18 protein-coding genes are annotated in these 16,340 nt (G+C 58.5%); 8 read left to right on the top strand and 10 right to left on the bottom strand.

All coding sequences use genetic code 11. From position 1 onward, the window contains the following. Positions 1-2: 2 nt before the first annotated feature. From cyoC to ALP40_RS25485, 7 genes are all read left to right on the top strand, one after another. Positions 3-617, top strand: a complete 615-nt coding sequence (gene cyoC, locus ALP40_RS04725; RefSeq protein WP_122207111.1) for a cytochrome o ubiquinol oxidase subunit III — start codon at positions 3-5, stop codon at positions 615-617. 1 nt (position 618) lies between these two features. Continuing rightward, on the top strand, positions 619-957 hold the full coding sequence (gene cyoD, locus ALP40_RS04720) for a cytochrome o ubiquinol oxidase subunit IV (protein WP_122207110.1): 339 nt from the start codon (positions 619-621) through the stop codon (positions 955-957). A gap of 171 nt (positions 958-1,128) precedes the next feature. Continuing rightward, entirely contained in the window at positions 1,129-1,368 is a 240-nt protein-coding gene (locus tag ALP40_RS04715; protein ID WP_122207109.1) for a DUF2934 domain-containing protein, read from the top strand. A 406-nt stretch (positions 1,369-1,774) separates the two neighbouring features. Continuing rightward, positions 1,775-3,964, top strand: coding sequence for an ATP-binding protein (locus ALP40_RS04710; protein ID WP_122207108.1), 2,190 nt, complete (start codon positions 1,775-1,777; stop codon positions 3,962-3,964). Between the two features lie 159 nt (positions 3,965-4,123). After that, complete coding sequence (locus ALP40_RS04705) at positions 4,124-5,290, top strand: hypothetical protein (protein WP_122207107.1); 1,167 nt, start codon at positions 4,124-4,126, stop codon at positions 5,288-5,290. A gap of 18 nt (positions 5,291-5,308) precedes the next feature. Beyond that, positions 5,309-6,034 carry a DUF892 family protein gene (locus ALP40_RS04700; RefSeq protein WP_122207106.1) on the top strand — a complete coding sequence of 242 codons (726 nt, stop codon included), beginning with the start codon at positions 5,309-5,311 and terminating at the stop codon, positions 6,032-6,034. Between the two features lie 59 nt (positions 6,035-6,093). Then, on the top strand, positions 6,094-6,249 hold the full coding sequence (locus tag ALP40_RS25485; RefSeq protein ID WP_181112621.1) for a hypothetical protein: 156 nt from the start codon (positions 6,094-6,096) through the stop codon (positions 6,247-6,249). On the opposite strand, the gene ALP40_RS26015 is transcribed toward ALP40_RS25485, so the two are convergent. After that, positions 6,246-6,437, bottom strand: coding sequence for a DUF2934 domain-containing protein (locus ALP40_RS26015; RefSeq protein ID WP_183135992.1), 192 nt, complete (start codon positions 6,435-6,437; stop codon positions 6,246-6,248). The genes ALP40_RS25485 and ALP40_RS26015 overlap by 4 nt on opposite strands. Positions 6,438-6,843: 406 nt before the next feature. Between ALP40_RS26015 and ALP40_RS04690 the strand changes: the two genes are divergently transcribed. Further along, on the top strand, positions 6,844-7,203 hold the full coding sequence (locus ALP40_RS04690; protein ID WP_122207104.1) for a hypothetical protein: 360 nt from the start codon (positions 6,844-6,846) through the stop codon (positions 7,201-7,203). Between the two features lie 153 nt (positions 7,204-7,356). On the opposite strand, the gene ALP40_RS04685 is transcribed toward ALP40_RS04690, so the two are convergent. The 9 genes from ALP40_RS04685 to ALP40_RS04645 all read right to left on the bottom strand — a co-directional run bounded on the left by ALP40_RS04685 (position 7,357) and on the right by ALP40_RS04645 (position 16,329). Next, complete coding sequence (locus ALP40_RS04685; RefSeq protein WP_122207103.1) at positions 7,357-8,808, bottom strand: amidase; 1,452 nt, start codon at positions 8,806-8,808, stop codon at positions 7,357-7,359. A 63-nt stretch (positions 8,809-8,871) separates the two neighbouring features. After that, on the bottom strand, positions 8,872-9,804 hold the full coding sequence (locus tag ALP40_RS04680) for a transporter (RefSeq protein ID WP_122207102.1): 933 nt from the start codon (positions 9,802-9,804) through the stop codon (positions 8,872-8,874). Positions 9,805-9,914: 110 nt separating this feature from the next. Next, complete coding sequence (locus ALP40_RS04675; RefSeq protein WP_122207101.1) at positions 9,915-10,859, bottom strand: helix-turn-helix domain-containing protein; 945 nt, start codon at positions 10,857-10,859, stop codon at positions 9,915-9,917. Positions 10,860-10,932: 73 nt separating this feature from the next. Continuing rightward, positions 10,933-11,712 (bottom strand): 2-keto-4-pentenoate hydratase, encoded by a 780-nt coding sequence (locus ALP40_RS04670; protein ID WP_122207100.1) that lies wholly within the window; start codon positions 11,710-11,712, stop codon positions 10,933-10,935. Then, positions 11,709-13,316 carry a bifunctional 3-(3-hydroxy-phenyl)propionate/3-hydroxycinnamic acid hydroxylase gene (locus ALP40_RS04665; RefSeq protein WP_122207099.1) on the bottom strand — a complete coding sequence of 536 codons (1,608 nt, stop codon included), beginning with the start codon at positions 13,314-13,316 and terminating at the stop codon, positions 11,709-11,711. The genes ALP40_RS04670 and ALP40_RS04665 overlap by 4 nt, the downstream gene beginning before the upstream one ends. A gap of 2 nt (positions 13,317-13,318) precedes the next feature. Then, positions 13,319-14,182, bottom strand: coding sequence for an alpha/beta fold hydrolase (locus ALP40_RS04660; protein WP_122207098.1), 864 nt, complete (start codon positions 14,180-14,182; stop codon positions 13,319-13,321). A 26-nt stretch (positions 14,183-14,208) separates the two neighbouring features. Then, positions 14,209-14,811: an amino acid synthesis family protein gene (locus ALP40_RS04655; RefSeq protein ID WP_122207097.1), complete on the bottom strand. Its 603-nt coding sequence runs from the start codon at positions 14,809-14,811 to the stop codon at positions 14,209-14,211. 16 nt (positions 14,812-14,827) lie between these two features. After that, positions 14,828-15,277, bottom strand: a complete 450-nt coding sequence (locus ALP40_RS04650; protein WP_122207096.1) for a VOC family protein — start codon at positions 15,275-15,277, stop codon at positions 14,828-14,830. An 11-nt stretch (positions 15,278-15,288) separates the two neighbouring features. After that, positions 15,289-16,329, bottom strand: a complete 1,041-nt coding sequence (locus ALP40_RS04645) for a VPS10 domain-containing protein (RefSeq protein ID WP_122207095.1) — start codon at positions 16,327-16,329, stop codon at positions 15,289-15,291. Positions 16,330-16,340 lie beyond the last annotated feature (11 nt).

Below are 16,340 nucleotides of genomic sequence, written 5' to 3'. Positions count from 1 at the left end.
GTATGTCTAACATCGTGATCGACAAGGACATTGCCCACAGCGAAGAGCAAGGCCACGAAGACTCAGGGTCAATGTCAGTCTTCGGCTTCTGGATCTACCTGATGACCGACTGCATTTTGTTCGCGACGCTGTTCGCGGGCTATGCGGTGCTGCGTGACAGTGTGGCGGGCGGGCCTTCCACGGTCGATATCTTCGAACTGCCTTACGTACTGACCGAAACCATGCTGCTGCTGTTGAGCAGCATCACCTACGGCTACGCCATGCTTGCCATGAACCGCGATGACCGCACAGGCGTGCTGCGCTGGCTGGCTGTGACTTTCTTATTGGGCAGCGCTTTCATCGCCATGGAGATCAATGAATTTCATCACTTGATCCAGCAAGGTTACGGGCCTGACCGCAGCGCATTCCTGACGGCGTTCTTCACGCTCGTCGGCACCCACGGTGCTCACGTGCTCACCGGGCTGATCTGGATGGCAATTCTGATGTGGCAGGTTCACAGCCGAGGGCTCACCACCGTGCATGCGACACGGCTCAGTTGCCTGAGTCTGTTCTGGCACTTCCTGGATGTCGTCTGGATCTGCGTATTTACCGTTGTCTACATTCTGGGAGTCGTCTGATATGTACACTCAAAGTCCTGTGCGCAGTTCGGCTGGCACCAGCCACGGCAGCAGCCGCTCTTACAGGGTCGGCTTCATCCTCTCGGTGGTGCTGACCCTCATTCCCTTTCTATTGGCCATGTACCCGGCCCTGTCCCGCATGACGACCGTCTGGGTGGTGGTCTTGACTGGCATGATCCAGATCGTGGTGCACTTGAAGTATTTCCTGCATCTGGACACGGCCGCCGAGCAACGCTGGAACTTGAGAGCGCTGATCTTTTCACTCGTGATTATTGTGCTGTTGGTCGGGCTGACGTTGTGGATCATGTTCAGCATTCACCACAACATGCTCGCGCACTGACGACACACGCAGTTCGTTACGGGTAACGCACCCACTTTTATACTGCACCACTCTGCATTAAGCCCTCCACTCATCTGTTTTACCGCTGAAACACTCCCTGAGGAAAAAGATAAACTAATCTTTCTCCTCAGGGCTTGATTAGTTATTTGTTTCACACCGTAGGAGAACGCAATGAACGAAGATACCCTCAAACAGATCGCTTACCGCCTCTGGGAAGAACAAGGCAAGCCCGAAGGCATGGACTTCGAACACTGGCTCGAGGCGAAGCGTGAGCTGGACGGTCAGAACAGTGATGGCCTGACAGGTTCGATTACCAGTAGCGTTGCCCCTCCCGCCCCACAGAAAAAAGCCCGCCAGCCCTTAAAAAAGGCTGGAAAGATAAAATCGAAGGCAACTTCCGGCACCGTTTGAGGCTCCAGTAACGTGCAGTTGTCGTGCGATGGGCGGCCACTGCACTCAGCCAAAACGGCCAGGTTGCAAAAACGTTAGAAGCCGATAACTAATGATCAACTTACACCCTTTTGAATATACAACCCACTCAAAAGGATATCGACTTTACTGCAAAAACTAGGCACTTTTATTTCGTAGTTTCACTCCAAAAACTTACGGCATGTGGCGATTAAGGTAATCAACGGATTTTCGAACTTCTCGCCGCAGCCTGGCGGTTTAGCAGTCTATAAAACGTTCTTTCCGGCGAACGCGTTTATCCATCGCCCGCCGACAGCTCCATTGTTTCAATTACAGACTTTCAGGTTTACGGGATAAGGATATGCCAGCATCAGGAGCACATGAACAATGGGCCTGCGGGAAAAATCAGATGAACCGGTTTGAGCGCGAGCAGGCATTGCTGCGCCAGCGCAGGGTACTGGCAGAGTTCGGTGAGCTGGCCTTGATCAGTCCAGACCTGGATGTGGTCATCAATTCCGCGTGCGCCAAGGCAGGCGAAGCACTTGGCACCCATTTAGCGAAATTCGTTCAGATCATGCCAGACCGACGCCAGCTGTGGGTTCGCAATGGTGTCGGCTGGACACCGGGCATTGTCGGGCAGTTGAAATTGCCGTTAAAGCCAGGGTGTCCCGAGTGGTACTCGCTGAACATCAATCAACCGGTGATTTCCACCGATGCGCTCCAGGACAGCCGATTCCAGCTGCACCCTTTCCAGACGGAAAATCATGTAAAAGCGTTCGTCAATGTCATCGTCTACGCCCCGCACAATCAGGAGCCGATCGGAATTTTCCAGGTCGACAGTCGCGTCTCACGCGATTTCAGCGGAAGTGATGTGGATTTTCTGCGCAGCTACGCCAACCTGATCGCCGGCTGCTTCGAGCGGTTCAGAATCACCGATGCGCTGAAAGCGACCGAAGCGCGACTGCGTGAAAGCGAACGGCAATACCGCATCGCGGTGCAACTGAACCCACAGATCCCTTGGACAGCCGATACCCAAGGCACCATCACGTCGCTGGACCATCGCTGGTCGGACTTTTCAGGCGTGCTCCGCGAAAGAACCCTGGGCCAGGGCTGGAGGCAATCCACACACCCGGATGACATGCCCATGATCATTCAGCAGTGGCGGCAGTCGGTGGCAACGCTGCAGCCGTTCGACATTCAAGTCCGGTTGCGCAAGAGCATGGGCGATTATCACTGGTATCGGGTTCGGGCATTTCCCGATCTGGATGAGACCGGTCTTTGCAGGCAGTGGTACGGCACGGTGGAAGACATCAATGACCGCGTTCAGCTGGAGTCGGTACTGCGGCAATGGAACGACCAGTTGGAGGAGCGGATCGCCGAACGCACCCAGCAGTTGCAACTGGAGCAGCGTGAACGCGAAGCCGCTGAGGCCAAGCTGCGACAGAGCCAGAAAATGGAGGCTGTGGGTCAGCTCACCGGCGGTATCGCCCACGACTTCAATAATCTGCTCGGCAGCATTTCCGCCAGCCTTGAGCTGATCCAGTTGCGTCTGGATAGCAAGCGCTTTGCCGAGGTGGGCAAATATCAGGCTCTGGCATTGACGGCCGTCAAGCGAGCAGCGGCCCTGACCGCACGTCTGTTGGCCTTTTCGCGGCTGCAACCGCTGGAACCCCAGATACTGGACCCCACCGCAGTGGTCGCCAGCATGGAAGACATGATCCGTCGCACGATGGGGCCGATGATTCAGGTGCAATGCCAACTGTGCAGTACCGGCAACATCAATTGCGACCTTAACCAGCTGGAAAACGCGCTGCTCAACCTGTCGATCAACGCACGAGACGCGATGCCGCAGGGTGGCACACTGACCATCAGTACCCGGCGTGTAGACGCGGATCAGGCACTGGCGCTGGCCGAGGATTTACAGCCCGTACCCCATGTGGTGATTTCAGTCACCGATGACGGCTGCGGGATGGACGAGGAGGTGCTGCGTCGTGCTTTCGATCCCTTCTTTACAACCAAGAAAATCGGTCAGGGTACCGGTCTTGGGTTGTCCATGATTTATGGCTTTACCCGGCAGTCTGGCGGGCAGGTACGCATTCAGAGCGAACCCGGTAAAGGCACAACCGTGACCATGTGTTTCCCGGTTGACCGGCGCAGTGCTGAGCGACCGGCCGACGTCGAAGACGCAGCCATGCCGGAAAAGCCCGGACATGGCGAGCGGATTCTGATCGTGGACGACGAAACCGGGGTCCGCGAAATCGCTGCAGAATTACTCACCGAACAGGGTTACACGGTATGTGAAGCCGCCGATTGCATCTCAGCGCTCGATCACGCGGAAAAGCTCGGCTCGCTTGACCTGTTGATCACCGACATCGGGCTACCCGGCCCCATGAACGGCATCATGCTGGCTCAGGAGCTGACAGCGAAGCAGCCAGACCTCAAAGTGTTATTCATCACCGGCTACGCCAAAGCTGAAGGCATCACCGAAGGACAGCTCATGGGAAAAGTGCTTTTCAAGCCCTTCAACCTCGTCGAGTTTTCCCACACCGTAAAAAATACACTGGGCAAAAGCCAAGGCTCTGCAAACCCATCCCTCTAGCGCAGCGCAGAGGCCTTTTCAAAGGCTTCTGCGTCCATTCGTCAGTCTCGCCGCTTGCTCTACGGCCACTGGTCCGACGCTGGAAATCCTGTTACGTCATGACGGGTCATCCAAAGGAACGCACAGGTTCATCCCGAGCCTGACGATGGGAGAACGCGCATGACATCACTTTCAAATCTGCTCGATAACACAGGCACGCCGATCGACAAACAGCAGTTCACATGGAAGGAAATGGCTGGCAAGCCGATTTCCAAACTGGACGACGACGCCTTCACTCGGGTGCGGGTCATTCTGATGAACGGGGTCGAATCGGACGCACTGCGCCTGAAGCATTTCGGCTCGCGGTTTCACAAGGAACTGCGCGAACCGCTCGCCCGGATCCGGCGCGCAGAGCAGCACCAGATGACGATGGTCAACTGGCTATTGTCGGCAGATCACTCGCCTCTGGAAACCACCGTCGCCTACGAGCAGACGGCCATCGAGATCACAGCCGCCGTCGCCCAGACCGAGCCTGATCCCTATCAGGCACAAACCTACCGGTTCGGGCTGCTTGAGGATTTCGACCATCTTTACCGCTACTCGGCCATGCTCGACCGGCTGGAGGGCAAGGACGCGAATAACATTCTCCAGGGCTACACCGACCTCATTCCGGGGCGCCCGACCAGCGAGCACCATCGCGCCCCACAGGACGACGTGCGCGATAACTACGGCAAGGATGAAGCGCAACTGATTACCAAGATCCACGCAGCGCTGATCACAGCCGCCGAATACCAGACTCATGACTATTACATGAACATCGGCCCCACCTTTGCCGACCCTGTGGCACGCGCTCTTTACGCAGAAATCGCCTCGGTGGAGGAGCAGCACGTCACTCAGTACGGTTCGCTGCAGGACCCCGGTGAAACCTTCATGGAGAAGTGGTTGATCCATGAAGCGATGGAAGTCTATGCCTACGCCAGTTGTGCCGAGCAGGAGGAAAACCCGCGCATCAAGGCCCTGTGGGAACGTTTCGTCGATTATGAACTGGGGCATCTGAACCTGGCCTGCAAGCTGTTCAAGACCCATGAACGCCGCGATCCGGCTGAGATCCTGGGTGGACAATTGCCCGAGATGATGGCCTTCAAGAGCCAGAGAGACTTTGTGCGGGCTACGCTGGCGGCAGAAGTCGACCTGCGGGCGCATGGGATCGACTACGTCCACAAGCAGGAAGAAAGCCAGGCCTCACTTGAGTACCGCGCTCGCCTCAACGCACAAGGCGTGCCGGCAGACGTGGCGTCTGCCGGTTACAACTGGCAGCCCGGCACCGAACTCAATCACACTCTGTAAGCGCGTGGGGGAACCGTCATGAACCGTCCTGAATTGAAACTTGGCCTCAACCGTACACCTGTCCAACTGTCTCCCGATGACACAAAAAAACAAATCGAAGCCACACAACAGTACCCGGCCGATGTGCCCGGGAGCATCGAACAACTGACCCAGGAACGGCGTGAAGCCATTGACCAGGCGGACAATGTGGGGTCCGTACCGATTCCCGGCTCACTCAAGGGGATGGTCAAAACAGCACTGGACAAGTTGCGCGGCAAGAATCCTGAGGTGCTGGTGGACAAGCTGGGCGAGCGTCTGGCGTTCGAACGCACCGGCGTGCGCATGTACGAAGCCATGATCGCCAAGGCGGTGGCGGACAAAGGTTCGGACAGTGTTCTGGTCGATACGCTTCGCCAAATCCAGCAGGAAGAAGACGAGCACATGGCAGTCCTGCGCAAGGCGATCGAGACGCTGGGGGGCGACCCAACCGCTATGACGCCCTGCGCCGATGTGGTTGCCGTCAAATCACAGGGCGTGATGCAGGTGCTGACCGATCCGCGCACCACCACCTCGCAATGCCTGAGCGCCATACTGACCCTTGAGCTTGAGGACAATGACGCCTGGGCCATGTTGATTGAACTCACTCGCAAGGCCGGGCATCCGATGATCGCCAGCGACTTCGAACGGGCATTGCGTGAGGAAGAAGAGCACTTGAGTGCGATCCGCACCATCCTCAAAGAGAACGTTCTGGCACAGGTCGACTGAATATGACCGCTCAGGGCAATTGCTGATTGCCCTGAGCGGCACAACAAGAGAGCAGCCTCATGAACATCCCTGCCCGTTTCGAATTTCACTACGTCCAGAACGGCGTAAAACACAGCGTGACCCTGCTCACAGCCACGCTGTTCAAGCAGCCTGCGCCCAGTGTCACCCACCGGGCGCAGCTATTGCCCCCTCCTCGCAAGCCAGGCAACCGCTAGCCTGCAGATTGCTCGCCGCTAGACCCTATCCGCTCCGCTGAATCCAGCAGGTCGACGTCCGGCGGGGGCTGGTCCGCCTCAAGTTGATGTCGAGCCTGATCCCAGAACGCAAGATCTCCTCCCTCCGGGCGGCCCGCCTGTTCCCAGAGCTCATAGGCTTTTTCTCGGACAGTCGCTTCATCTAACACGTTGATTTCCTCCCTGCCAAACGAACGGTAAGCCCTCGCTCAAGGCTCTTACGAAATGACCGGACGCAACCAGTGAAGTTGTGCTTTCTCAACGTCAGACCGACCGCCGGACATACTGGCCACCCTCAGTTTCAAAGGCATACGCAGCACTCAGGCATAAGGCGATTCGTCCAGATACCGCTCATACAAATCAGCATTCAATTAAACGAACTTGTACTGTTTTTAACAACCCTATAAATAGAGAGCCTACAATATAATATGGCCATCTAATATTATTCACGTAATGAATCAAGATATTAAAGCCATATGCCCGCTGTACCGTAAAACAAGGATTTTTGCCCACGTGCAAACGAGAATACCGATGCAAATCAAGGAGGATGATCGAACAGTGCGACCCGGAGTTAGCATGAACAACAGATGTGAATTAGTGCCGTCCTCTCTGCTGGAACGGCTGGCAAAAATCGACGAACTGCCGTGTCCTGATCAGTCGGCGGCGGTGCAAGAACTTCGTGAGTTGATCACAGGCCCAGGCCATCTACCGCTTGACGATGATCTGCGATACATCCTTGGCAGAGCGAACTTCAGTTGCATGTCCATCGCACAGGGTCTGAGGCTTTTGGGTTATGAGATCCCCGAAAACTCCGAAGATGAGCAGGCGGTGGCCATTTACTGGATGCTGTCACACTATCTGCGCGATCCTGTGAACTGGCGCCAGAACGCGGCTGAGGAATTTCATTCCTCAGCCGACCTCTTGAAGCGGGTGTAGTCACGGGTGCCTGACGGATCTGCGGCCAACGTCTGGCGATTCACATGGACGTGGCCGGGGATCGCCGAACATCTGCTTTGGGACACATGGGCCTTGACAACAGGCTGGCAAAGCTTGCATTGGTCGGCCAGCCCGATAATGGAAAACGGGCTGTCACAAACGACAGGCATTGACCACCGGCACGCGTCCACGCCACGGCTGGGCGCGCTCCAGTTGCGCGGCGAGCCCCAGCAGTGTGCTTTCCTCACCGAACCGCCCGGCGAAATGTGCGCCCATTGGCAGCCCCGTCGCGCTCCAGGACAAAGGCACCGACATCGCCGGTTGACCACTGGCATTGAATAGCGCCGCGAATGGCGAGTAACTGTGAGAGCGCTCAAGCATCTCGTCCAGGCGCATGCTGTCATCGGCGATGACCAGCTCGCCAATGCGTGCAGGCTCGCGCGTCAGCACAGGTGAGAGAATCACGTCGTAATTCAGCATGAACCTCGCCAACTGGCGGCCCAGCCCGTGAACCCACTCCACAGCGGCGGTGTACTGCGCACCGCTGACGCCGCCCTTGTCGCGCAGAATGATGCGCGTGCGGGCTTCGAGTTCCTGATCCTGCACGCCGAAGCCACGCATGCGCCCCATCAGGTCGACATGGTTGCGAGTATTGGCTCCGATGATCGTGAAAACATGGTCCAGGAACTCAGGCAAGACGACGGGCAGGCTGACCGGTTCGATCCGGTGCCCGAGGGACTCGCACAACTGCGCGGCCTCACGCACCGCCGCCAGGCTCTCGGCCGACGTGGGCCAACTGCCTGACTGTTCGATGAGGGCGATGCGCAATGTTTTGGGGTCACGTTGCACGGCGCTGAGGTAAGGCAGGCTCTGTACGGGCCCTGCGTAGGGCGCCCCCAGGTCCATGCCCGCCGTAGCATCCAGCAAGGCCGCGCTGTCGCGTACCGTCAGGGTAATTGCATGGGCGGTGCTCAGGCCTGCCCACCCCTCGCCCACCATCGGGCCGGAAGGCATCAGACCACGACTGGGTTTGAAGCCGAAGACGCCGCAGCAGGATGCGGGTACCCGCAACGAACCGCCACCGTCATTGCCGTGGGCAAACGGCACGACCCGGGCCGCGACCAAGGCTGCGGCTCCCCCACTGGAACCTCCGGCGCTGTGCTCAGGATTCCAGGGGTTGCGCGTTGCGCCGAAGCGTGTCGATTCGGTGGAATAGGACGTACCGAATTCCGGGGCTGTGGTGGTCGCGGCAAACACGCAGCCGGCGCGTCTCAGACGGCTGACGCCTTCAGCATCAACGTTGGCGCGGAATTCACCCATCGACAGCGAGCCATTGCTCATCACTGCGCCGTTGACCGGCGAAAACAGGTCCTTAATGAGCGTCGGCACACCGGCAAACGCGCCCTCGTCTTTTTTCAGAGCCCGCGCGGCGCTGCGGGCCGAGTCATACAAACGCTCGGCGATGGCATTGAGCTGGGGTTCGACCTGCTCGATGCGCACAATCACCGCCTCCAGCAGATCGATCGGCTCGACCTCCCCACGCCTGACCCACTCGGCCAGACCGGTCGCGTCTTCGTCGTTCAACAACTTCTGAATATCGCTCATGCGAAAGCCCTTGATGGTATGGATTAAGGCTGAAAATGAAGCTCGCCAGTCATGGCAATTGCGCTAGAAACTGTGGCCGACGCGCAGTGCCACGGTGTAGCCCTCGGAACGGTTGCGCGCGCCGAATTCCTTATAGAGATGAAACCACGCCGCTGGCATGCCGGGTGTGAAATAGCTGATTGCAGGGCCTGCTGCGATCACGCGTGAGCGATTGCCCGCTTCCAGCCCTGGCGCATCGTCATCGGAAAACTGCCGGTAGTAATAGCCGCCCAGTCCCACGGTGAACGGACCTGCGTGCTGACCGACCGCAAACTCATGCCGATACTCGACGCCGCTCTTGTAGTCGGTTGCAGGGTTGCGGGTGTTGATATCGGTCTGCAGGCTGCTGGACACTTCAAAACCCGTGTCGGTGATGTAGGTCGCATTGACCGTAGGCGAAAACGTCCAGTGGTTCAGGCCCGGCGAGATCAGGCGATTCTTGTCGTAGTCGCCCGTCGGTGCCTGAACCTGCAAACGCGCGTTCACAAACAGGTTGGGAGAAAGATCCCACTGCAGAATCAGCGGCGATACCGACATATCGGCCATCCGAAACGGATCTGCTTTCAGGTCCAGAGGACCGCTAGGGGTTTGAACCCGAAACGAGGCGTCCATCTGGAAAAAGGGCACTGCCACGCTGTAGCCAAAACGTGCACCCAGCATTCGATAATCGGTCATGCGAAAGTACGCAACGCCGATGGACAGGACGTCCAGAGAAAAATTGTTGCCCAGCGACCGGCCTTGACGGTCTTTCTGAACGTTGGCCGAATAGAACGCGACCCGCACGCCGAACAAGCCCACAGGCGTCGCTGGCGGCAGTATGCCCGCACCGAAATCGTAGACTCCGAACGAGGTCGTGGGCGCTCCATTTTCAGTGGCCTGAACGGTGGACCCAAGACTCATCAGGCAGAGCGTCAAGCACATGAAGCGTTTGATACTTAATTTATTATTATGAGTCATCGCATGCCCCTGACCACGAAGGTGGTGGGCTCATGCTATTCACTCAGGTTTCTTGCCGTTATCCGTTTTCAGCACAGATGCGTGCAATCAATACCTGTTACCACACGGTCTCATTGCACGGCCCTCAAGGTCTGCGAAGGCAATTCACCGAATAACGCTTGATAATGGGCAGCAAAATGGCTCAGGTGAAAAAAGCCCATCGCAACGGCAATTTCCCCAACGTTTTGTGCAGAGGCGCGAGTCGCGATCAGACGCCGCCTGACTGCGTTGAGCCTCAGATTGCGCAGGAACTCGACCGGACGCATTCCGGTCACCGCCTGAAAACTGTTCTGCAACGTCCTGCGGCTCACGCGCAACTGCTCGCACACCTCGAGGATGCTCAGCGGTGTGTCACCACTGGCGACTGCCAGCGCCTGGCAACGTTTGACCAGGTAGGCGCTGACGGCAAAGTTACCCCGACGACATCGAGCTTCATCGGACGCGTTGCTGAACAGGTCGAGCAAGCTGTCGAGCAGTACATCTTCGAACATTTTTTCCGACACAAGACTGACGTCGGCCGTTTTGCAAAGTTGACGAAACAGTGGGTAAACACGCTGCTGCACACGTGCCAGCACGGCTGCATCTACCGTAATCTGGGACACGGTTTTAAGCCGTTTGAGTTGCTCATCCGACAACTCAAACGCTGCCAGTCGGGCGAACCTTACGGTGTCGACATTGATGGCGAAAAAGTGCGTCCCCTCCGGCGTGTGCAGGACAAACTCTTCGGCATCACGCAGCAGCACCACGCTCTGCGCACCGACCTGATGCCCTTGTATGACAGGCGCTTTGCCTGAGCCCAGGCACATCGCGATGCACAACCGCCCGCTCGGTGCACAGCCTCGTTGCACCACCCGTTTGTCCAGCACTTCGTGGAACATCTGGAAACGTTCGGCGGACAATTGATGTAGCTCGCTGGAGAGGCAGCCACGACCCAACTGATCATAAACCTGCTGCCAGCCCGGGATAGAGCCTGCATGTTGCTGAGGGTCATTGAAAGTACGCACTTCGGCGAGCATGGTCATTCCTCCTCGTAGCGATGGTCCGTCGGCCTGTAACAGAACGCTGCGTCATCCATGCCGCAGCCACGGCTTACACGGCGTGAGTATCGGCCTCGAAAACCAGAGCCAACTCCATGCCAAGCATCTGCAACCGGTACGCTGCGGGCTGAATGTCCAGAGGCGGTAGCAGCGCGCCGGACAACACGATTTGTCCCGCTTCCACCGGATGACCGTCTGCCAACAGGCGTCGAATCAACCAGCACAGATTGACCTGAGGCGTGTCTTCACGGCCCTCGGTATAGCCTGCACCGCACGCGACCTCGCCACGGTGAAGCGCATAGGCCGTGCAGGCATGCGCCTCAGGATCAAAGGCAACTGTCGGACCCAGGCAATACAGCCCGGATGCAGCATTATCAGCAAGAAACGCCCCGACCTCGAAGCGCCAGTTCTGCCACCGGCAATCGGCGATTTCGAATGCGGGAGCGACGTCGGAAATGGCAGCCAGAATGTCTCTGTCCTCGTAATCGCCTGGCACCAGCGTTCGGCCCAACACGAACGCAAGCTCGACCTCGAGTTTCGGCGCTATCAGGCGGGACAGTTTCACCGTACTTCCCGCGTCGACCCGCATGGCATTGGTCAGCGCGCCGAATACGGGCTCGGTGATGCCAAAACGCTTTTGCGCCGCGCTGCCTGCGAACGCGATTTTCCAACCGGTGAGACGCTCGCCGCCAGCCAGACGCTGATCCAGCGCCTGGCACTGCATGCAGTAACCTGTCACCACATCAATGGCGTCCGCCGCCAGAGGCTCCAGGGCTTCAACAGACCGGTTGGCCTCTTGGAGCCGGCTCATGACTAGCTTGCTCTGATTCATGAAAGTTGCTCCGCCAATTTGCGCAGTACGCCGTCCAGTCGTTCGGGGGTGGTGATGGCTGCGACAAAGCGGTCGGGACGTACCACCACGATGCAGTCACGCACGTTGGAGAACCATTCACCCAAGCGGTTATCGACGTCCTCGATGCTCAGAATCCCCGGCGCACTCAAGGGCTGATGACGCCCCGCCCCACTGCGGGATCGATTGATCTGGATGAATTGCGTCTCCCAGCGAGCCCAATATGCGGTCATTTCTTCGCTGAGATGTTCAGCCGGATTGACCCGATACCCCAGTATCGAGTACGAACGCCCCAGCACTTCATCGAGGCGTCGCCGTTGCCCAAGTGGATCTTCGATATCGGGCTGTACGAACAACTGCCCCACCAGATCGTCCTCATGCAACTGCGCTCGCTCGTGATAAACCAGCCCTTTGGTAATGGTGGCCTTCGGTTTGAATTTGAACTCAAGAAGGTGAGAACGCAGGTTGTCGACGCTGTTCACAGCCTGAAATAGCCAGTCCCGAACCCCGGCCATGAGCGGGTTGGTCAAACCCAACACCGCACCCATGTTGTCCGCCAGAGCGATCAGGTCAGTGGCATGCCCTCGCCGCTCCTGGTCGTAGCTGGAAAAGATCGAGGCACAGGCCCTGCCTTGAATGATCGCGGCCAGTTTCCAGACCACGTTGGCAACGTCTCGCAACCCTGAATTCAAACCTTGGCCGGCCCAGGGCGGGGAAATGTGCGCCGCATCGCCTACCAGCGCCACACGCCCCTGGACGAAACGCGCCGCCACACGCGAATTATGGGTATAAGCGCGGATGCGGATGATCTGCAACTGATCGACCGCATCGCCAATGTGCCCGCGAATCAGGTTCCGAATCGTGGTTTCTTCGCACATCCCGGCCTCGTCCTCGCCTTCCAGTAGCATGAACTCCCAGCGACGCTGCCGGTAAGGCAGGTAGATGCAGACAAACGGACGTTGAGGGTCGGCGTGCAGCGCCGTGTAGGGTGCATCCAGGGTGTCGTTGGCCGTGTCCACGACGACCCATTTACGAGGATGAGTCAGCCCCAACAGCTCGATGCCCAGTTGTTTGCGCACACTGGAGCGTCCTCCATCGGCACCGACCACATAGTCGGCCTGCAGCCGGTAGACCTCGCCCTGAGCATCACGCACCAGCAAGGTCACCGTGTCGGCATCCTGCTCCAGCTCCAGCATTTCATGACCCTGGCGCAGCTCGACGCACGGGTAATTGACCAGTTGCTCGCGCAAGGTCCCTTCCAGCAACTGTTGCATGAAAATATTTCGCATGGGCCAGCCGTAGTGCGCAGTGCTCGGTTTGACTTCGGCGAAGCACACGCCACGGGCGTTGTAGTAGCGCAGAGGAACGTTGCTGATCATGTCCCGCGCCGCCAGCTCGGCAATGCCGATGCCCTGCAAAACACGTAATGCTTCGTCATCCATGCCCACCGCGCGGGGATACGGCAGGATCCCGTCAGCCAGTTCGAGCACGACGCAGTCGATGCCGTACAGCCCCATGTAATGAGCAGCGGTCATTCCATTGGGGCCTGCGCCCACAATGACAACCCGGGTTCTTTCCTGCTTCATGGTCAGTCACCGCTTTCTTGTTGGGGTTGCAAGGGTTGGCTATGCAGATAATCGGTGACGACTCGATTGAACACGTCGGGCTGATCATCATGGACATAATGGCTCGCATCGGCGATTTCCAGCGTTTCGGCCAGCGGATTCGCAGCCTTGATGGCTTTCAGCGTTAGCAGGGGAAGGAAGTCCGAGCGCGCACCGCGAATGAACAGCGCAGGGCAATCCAGCGCTCTGACGGCTGGCCACAGATCGGTCGGCGTGATGCTCAGGCGCGCCTCGGCAATGCCTTTCTGATCATGTCGCCACGTGATGCCTGTCGGCGTTTCTTTCATCGAAAACGAAAGCCTGGAGGCCAGTCCCTCAGGCGTCAGGCCCGGGCGCGACTGTCGCCAGAACGCCGCAGCGCTTTCCCAGTCTGCAAACGCTAGCGGTGTCTGGCTCATTTCGCGACGAATGCGCGACGCACCCTCGCCACTGATCGACGAACCGGGACCTATATCTTCGATCACCAATGCCAGCAGCCGTCCCGGATTGAGCCTGGTGTACTCCAGCGCATTGGTGCCGCCTAGCGAGTGCCCGATCAGAACGAAACGCTGCAGACCCAGGTGCGCCACGAGGTCTTCCAGATCTGCGACGTAAGCGTCAGTGCGATAGGTGATCGCGTCCGCCCACTCGCTTGAGCCACGCCCCCGCTGGTCCAGCGCGTAGCAGCAGTAACGCTCACCCAGCGCCGCGACCAGGGACTCCCAGGTCTGCGCGTACGCTCGAAGCCCGTGCAACAGCACCACCGGGATTGCGGATGGATCACCCGTGCGCAGATAGTGCAGGCGCATCGACGAGCGATTGGTAAAAAAATGGCTGCTTGCAGACATTGCTCTGCTCCCTCGGTCAGCAGGCTTCAATGCAGCCCGTCAGTGCCCTTGACGTCGGCCGCCTGAAGACCGCCCAGACGTGCATGCAAGCGCCCGCGGGTGGCGAACGCCCAGATAATGATGACTTCGTCAGGCGACGGCCCATCACCGAACGAAAGAGACAGGCTGTCGTAGTGCGAACGCACATAAAGCGCATCTTTATGGGCCAGCGGCACATCGATGGTCGCACCCGGACCGCCACGCTTGCCGGTAGACGGGACCCACGACTTACCGCCACCCAGCGCCTCGCGAACAGGATCTGCAGCCGGATTGGTCAGGAAGGCGTTGCCGTGTTCATACTCGCCTTGACTGCCGACCAGACAAGCCTTGCCATAGCTCACGATGGTGCGCTGACCGGCCAATGCCTGAATACGGCGGCCGAACTCCTCGCCCAGCGCTGGCGAGTCATCCACCAACTCCGTCAACGCTTCGCTGTAGCGACCGGCATACGGATTGCTGATCACAGCTGCAATGGCGTATTTGAACACTGGCTCACCATCTGCCAGCTCACCGCTTTCGTTAGCATGGGTTTCTTCGATGAAGCTGTACCATTTGCGAATGTGATAGCGGGCAAAGTTCGCGGTTTTCATCCGATGTCCCTCGTGTTCAAAGTGGGTCAAGCTTGAAGTTTCGGCTGGGCGCTCCGGCGGCCTTGAAACGGGCCTTGCCGAGGGCGTCGTCGTGTTCGGTCTCCAGGAAGAACTCCATGCGATTACCGTCGGGGTCGTTGAAGTAAACCCCGTGACCGATTTCGTGGTCTGTGATCTTCACCACCTCGATGCCCTTGGAGAGCAACATGCCGTACAGCTGGCGCAGGGTCGTCATGTCGCCAGCGATTTCCAGACCATAGTGCTGCAGGCCCAGGCCGCCCTGATGGGCGCCTGGCTCTGCGCGGATCAACGCAATGTCGTGGTGCTTGCTACCAAACGCCATCATGACCCAGCTCTCGCCGCGGGCACTTTCGTGCATGCCCAGGATGTCGGCGTACCAGCGCGCGGACAGCTCGGGGTCGCTGACGAACAGCGAAAGATGAGTACGAACGACTTCGACTTTCATCGTGCGCGCCCTCAGTTTTTCTGGACGATGGATTGATGCCCGGACTTGATCTGCGCCACCGCAGGCGTCCAGAGCACATCAGCGATCTCGCTGAATTCACGCCACTGTTTCTGCCAGCTGTCGCCGCCATTTTCAGAGGTGAACAGATGGCCGTACTTGGTCCCGGCAACAATCTGTCGAGGATCGGCCGGGTTGAACGCAATGGCCCAGATACACGAATTGGGTTGCTGCGAAAGCGGCAACACCTCCCAACTGACGGCCGCGTCACGGGAGACGAGCACCTTGCTGGTCGTGCCCGGCGTGCCATCGGAGATGCTCAGATAAAGCGTACTGTCACTGCCCAACGGGGCATTCATGGCACGCACGTAGTACAAGCCAAAGGTTTCACGGGCGATGATGCCCGTCCACGTCAGGCCTTCATCCAGGCTGCGGTACACGGCGTTGACGCAGACCACAACGATGACCTTGCGGCCCTGGTTGGGCAGTACGAGGATGTTGTGGATGTCGGAGTTGTAATCCCACAGCAGCCGGTCATCGACACGCGTCCAGGTGTCGCCGCCATCGCGGCTATGGAACAGCCCGCCTTCTTCCAGGCCGAACCACACCTGGTTGCGATCCGTAGGATCGAAAGCAAAGGCCAGCAAGCGCGGGCGACTGACTCCGTCGCAGAACTCGGGTATCTCCACAGGCGCGCGATCCCAGGTCTGACCGCCGTCGAGGGTGCGCCACATCACGGCACGGGAAGGTGCACCGGTGCCGACGAAAATACGCGTTGCATCCTGCGGGTCGACGGCCACTTTCCACACGGTCTGACCATTGAACGGTGAATCCACCTGCTGCCAATGACCTCCCGTGTCGTGGCTGACACAAAGACCGATATCGGTGCCCGCGTACAGCACTTCGGGATGGGCGAGGTTGAAGCTCAGGGATCGGGTGATCGCGTCGAACTCCAGATCTTGTCCAAGCCCCAGGCGATGCCAGGTACGGCCATCGTCGGCACTGCGAATCACGGCTTGCCCGACGGTGGCGACCAAAAGGGTTCCATTACTCATCACTGCTGCTC

Origin of the sequence: Pseudomonas viridiflava (assembly GCF_003702045.1) — a bacterium.
Lineage (GTDB): Bacteria > Pseudomonadota > Gammaproteobacteria > Pseudomonadales > Pseudomonadaceae > Aquipseudomonas > Aquipseudomonas viridiflava_C.
This window is presented reverse-complemented; position numbering and strand designations above follow the sequence as displayed.

Bases quoted from the DNA above. Each gene is read 5' to 3' on its own strand.
- ALP40_RS04715 (WP_122207109.1), top strand. From the start codon at position 1,129: ATGAACGAAGATACCCTCAAACAGATCGCTTACCGCCTCTGGGAAGAA.
- ALP40_RS04655 (WP_122207097.1), bottom strand. From the start codon at position 14,811: ATGAAAACCGCGAACTTTGCCCGCTATCACATTCGCAAATGGTACAGC.
- cyoC (WP_122207111.1), top strand. From the start codon at position 3: ATGTCTAACATCGTGATCGACAAGGACATTGCCCACAGCGAAGAGCAA.
- ALP40_RS04670 (WP_122207100.1), bottom strand. From the start codon at position 11,712: ATGAATCAGAGCAAGCTAGTCATGAGCCGGCTCCAAGAGGCCAACCGG.
- cyoD (WP_122207110.1), top strand. From the start codon at position 619: ATGTACACTCAAAGTCCTGTGCGCAGTTCGGCTGGCACCAGCCACGGC.
- ALP40_RS04690 (WP_122207104.1), top strand. From the start codon at position 6,844: ATGAACAACAGATGTGAATTAGTGCCGTCCTCTCTGCTGGAACGGCTG.
- ALP40_RS04710 (WP_122207108.1), top strand. From the start codon at position 1,775: ATGAACCGGTTTGAGCGCGAGCAGGCATTGCTGCGCCAGCGCAGGGTA.
- ALP40_RS04660 (WP_122207098.1), bottom strand. From the start codon at position 14,182: ATGTCTGCAAGCAGCCATTTTTTTACCAATCGCTCGTCGATGCGCCTG.
- ALP40_RS04700 (WP_122207106.1), top strand. From the start codon at position 5,309: ATGAACCGTCCTGAATTGAAACTTGGCCTCAACCGTACACCTGTCCAA.
- ALP40_RS25485 (WP_181112621.1), top strand. From the start codon at position 6,094: ATGAACATCCCTGCCCGTTTCGAATTTCACTACGTCCAGAACGGCGTA.
- ALP40_RS04645 (WP_122207095.1), bottom strand. From the start codon at position 16,329: ATGAGTAATGGAACCCTTTTGGTCGCCACCGTCGGGCAAGCCGTGATT.
- ALP40_RS04650 (WP_122207096.1), bottom strand. From the start codon at position 15,277: ATGAAAGTCGAAGTCGTTCGTACTCATCTTTCGCTGTTCGTCAGCGAC.
- ALP40_RS04665 (WP_122207099.1), bottom strand. From the start codon at position 13,316: ATGAAGCAGGAAAGAACCCGGGTTGTCATTGTGGGCGCAGGCCCCAAT.
- ALP40_RS04685 (WP_122207103.1), bottom strand. From the start codon at position 8,808: ATGAGCGATATTCAGAAGTTGTTGAACGACGAAGACGCGACCGGTCTG.
- ALP40_RS04680 (WP_122207102.1), bottom strand. From the start codon at position 9,804: ATGACTCATAATAATAAATTAAGTATCAAACGCTTCATGTGCTTGACG.
- ALP40_RS04675 (WP_122207101.1), bottom strand. From the start codon at position 10,859: ATGCTCGCCGAAGTGCGTACTTTCAATGACCCTCAGCAACATGCAGGC.
- ALP40_RS04705 (WP_122207107.1), top strand. From the start codon at position 4,124: ATGACATCACTTTCAAATCTGCTCGATAACACAGGCACGCCGATCGAC.